Annotated in this window: 3 protein-coding genes; 2 read left to right on the top strand and 1 reads right to left on the bottom strand. The window is 25.3% G+C overall.

Going from position 1 to position 3,381, the window contains the following annotated elements:
• On the top strand, window positions 1-1,635 hold a 1,635-nt coding region (locus tag ACRDDY_RS17365), incomplete at its 5' end, for a transglutaminase domain-containing protein (protein WP_438566185.1).
• 59 nt (window positions 1,636-1,694) lie between these two features.
• On the opposite strand, the gene ACRDDY_RS17360 is transcribed toward ACRDDY_RS17365, so the two are convergent.
• Window positions 1,695-2,198 (bottom strand): hypothetical protein, encoded by a 504-nt coding sequence (locus tag ACRDDY_RS17360; RefSeq protein ID WP_438566184.1) that lies wholly within the window; start codon window positions 2,196-2,198, stop codon window positions 1,695-1,697.
• Window positions 2,199-2,472: 274 nt separating this feature from the next.
• Here ACRDDY_RS17360 and ACRDDY_RS17355 point away from each other — a divergent pair, with 274 nt between their 5' ends.
• Entirely contained in the window at window positions 2,473-3,204 is a 732-nt protein-coding gene (locus ACRDDY_RS17355; protein WP_438566183.1) for a LytR/AlgR family response regulator transcription factor, read from the top strand.
• Window positions 3,205-3,381 lie beyond the last annotated feature (177 nt).

Raw genomic sequence — 3,381 nt, 5'->3', positions numbered from 1 at the left:
TGTGTTGGAAAATCAAATGCAGAAGGATATTTTGCTATACCTGTAAAAGAAAATACAGGTTCAAGTTTTACGCCATCAGGATGCTTTGATATATTTACGTCAAGAGGATGGACTATATTACAACAAACAAATGTATTTTGTAATCCAACAACAGATAATCCAACATTTGATGTAAATAAGGCTGAGATAACTAAAGGTAATTCATCAATTCTTGAATTAACAGGAAATGTTGCTGCAAATCAAAAAATTACAGTTAACGTAAATGGGCAGACTTTTGAAGGAGTAGCAAATGGTCAAGGAAAGTTTTCTATTCCAACAGTAAAAGAAAATACTTTAACAGAAACAACTCCTATTGAAGTATCAACAAATGCAACCTTAGATGGTAGTAAGAGTGTAATTTCAAAAATAGTTTATCCATCTATACAAATGAAAAGTAATGATGTGAATGAAACAAACTCAGGATTAAAATATGTATTAAATGGAAACATAAATTATTTAACATCTCCATTTAGTAATCAGATATATTATGCAAAACAACATTTGCCAGAAAATGTGTATAACGCTTTCTATAAAGCATTTACAACTTTATTGAAATATAATAATTCAGATAATAAATATAAGCTTAATAAAAATGGTCAAGCTAGAGTTTTTGTATACTATGGTAATACAGGATTAACTTCAAGTGATATGGTGGAAATTGAAAATTATTTAACACAATTACCAAGAATGTATCTTTTACAATGGAATGATACTTATGCAGAAAATGGATATGGTAAAATAGTAGGACAATATTTTTATATTAATCCAAAGCAAGCTAAAGGAAATGAGTATCAAAAACAATTAATGGCAATAGAGCCGACAGTTACAAGAATATTGTCAACTATAAAGCCTAATATGGATGAGTATCAAGTAATAGGCCAAATAGAAAATGAATTTGAGAGTAGCTTAATATATTATGATAACGGAAAATATACAACAAGTGAAACAATAGTAGGTGCTTTAGAAAATCATAGTGCTGTATGTGGTGGATTTGCAGAAGGATTATCATATTTATTAGAGAGAGTTGGTATAGAAAATATTTGGATTAGTGGATATACATCTAAAGGTGGTATTTTACATGCTTGGAATAATGTAAATGTATATGGAAAATGGTATATAGCAGATCCAACTTGGCAACAAGGTTATAGAAATCCTGCTCTTTGGTATTTAGTAGGAACACAAGATCGACAAGATATTGGAGCTCATATAGAGCAAAATACTTATGGTGGTATGCCAATGTTACAAAAGCATGGAATAAATTATGGAACAGTTATGTCAGGACAAAAATATGTTAATTTAATGGGAGATACAAATTATAAGATAAATAATAATGGTACAATAACTATTACGTATAATGATAAAACTAAAGAAGATAAAAATGTTCAATTAAATTTAAATACAAATGGCTGGAAAGCTGAAAGTATGAAAAATGAAGGAAATGGAGTATGGACAGCAACAGTACCATATGAAAAAGGAGAAAATTTAGACTTCTATTTCACTATAAATAACTTATATGGAACAGCAGGAAATATAAAAACAAATAATTTACAAACAACAGTAATTACAGATGGAATAAATGCTGTAACAGTTATTTAAATATAGAGATTAGAAAGAAGAGCATACTAAAGTTTTTAGCGTGCTCTTCATGTATATATTTATGTAATGTTTGAGATAAATGCTAAAGATTTAAGTTTTTCAGAGACGTCTTTAGCATCTTTTTCATTACTAAAATGTAGATAACTATCTGTATCATTCTTTATAGAAATAGTCATTAATATATTTTTTGTAGATATAGTTTCGATAGAAACATTTTTAATATTAGATATAAGGATCTTTTCATCTAAGTAAATTTCTATATAATCACCATTAATAAAAATATAGTTTGCTTTTATTGAATTATAAAGTAGTGGAATAAAAATTATCCATAACATATAACTTAATGCTCTAAAAGTACTTTCATTACTTGAAAATAAGTTGAGAATAGTCATAATTGAAAGGTAGCAAATTATAATACGATAAATATAAGAGCGTATTAAAGGTTTACTATATATTATAGTTTTATTTTTATCTTTTTTTAGTGTGTATATATTAAATTCTTGTCTAAGAATAATAAATATAGCACCTAGAGATAATATTGCAAAAATTAATTTTAGTAACATATTTAAATCCTCCCTTTATTATAATTATAAATGAAAAATATAGATATATAGTGTAGAAGAGTGAAATTATTTTGAAATAGAAAAAGTTATATGGACGATAGAAGATACAGAAAATTAATAAAAAATGAAAAAAGAAGTATAAAAATTAGTAGATAGCAATAAAGAAAGTAAAATTTTAATGAATTGCTTGAAAAATAAGTAGAATATATTTTACTATATAAATAATAAGATTAAAAAAGATACATAAAAAATTTAATAATGGAAGTGGAAGCAGATGATAAAAGTAGCAATATGTGATACTGATAAAGAGTTCGTAAAAGATTTGATAGTATTAATTAGAAGAGAGGCTTTAAAGAAAAATATAGAATGTCTGATTAGTGAGTTTATGGATTCAAAGGGCTTAATGAATTCTTTAGAGACAGGATTAAGGTTTGATGTAGTATTTTTAGAAACACATATAGGAGAAGAATGCGGTGTAGCTTTAGGAAAAGATATTAAAAGTTTTGATAAGAAGATAGATTTAATATATTTTTCGTATACTAGAAAATATACATTAGATTGCTTTGATATAGGGGCATTTAATTATATATTAAAACCATTAGTTGGAGAAAATAAAAGAAGATTTTTAGTTCAATTTGAAAGGTTACTTATTAGATACTATATGAATAGGGGAGATTTTTTAAATATAAAGGAAAGTAAGGGGGGAATAAGATTACCAATAAATAAAATTTTATATATTGAAACTACAGGAAAGTTAATTAGGATTCATTATGATAAAAATTTTGTAGATGTACACGAAAGAATGATTGATTTAGAAGAACGACTATCTAAACAATATTTTATAAGATGTCATAAGTCATATTTAGTAAATGCAAAGCATATAAGAAGGTTAGATAAAACAGATATAGAACTTGATGATGGAACAATAATTCCGATTAGTAGACTTAGAGTAAAAGAGGTAAAATCTATCTTAAAAGAATTTTTTGAAAATAGGGATCTTATATAATTAAAAAATGAAATGAAAAATCAGTTTAAAAGTAGCGATGCTACTTTTTTTAGTTTAATTAATTTTAAGACTGGATAATTTTGATGAAATAATAAAAAATATATAAATTTAACAAAGTTTCAATATAAATAGGTAGTGAATAATAGCTAAAAAATAATATCTGATAAAAATGATGAA

Source organism: Clostridium sp., assembly GCF_051656525.1.
Classification (GTDB): domain Bacteria; phylum Bacillota; class Clostridia; order Clostridiales; family Clostridiaceae; genus Clostridium.
The sequence above is the reverse complement of the archived record's forward strand: the minus strand, read 5'-3'. Positions and strand labels throughout refer to the sequence as shown.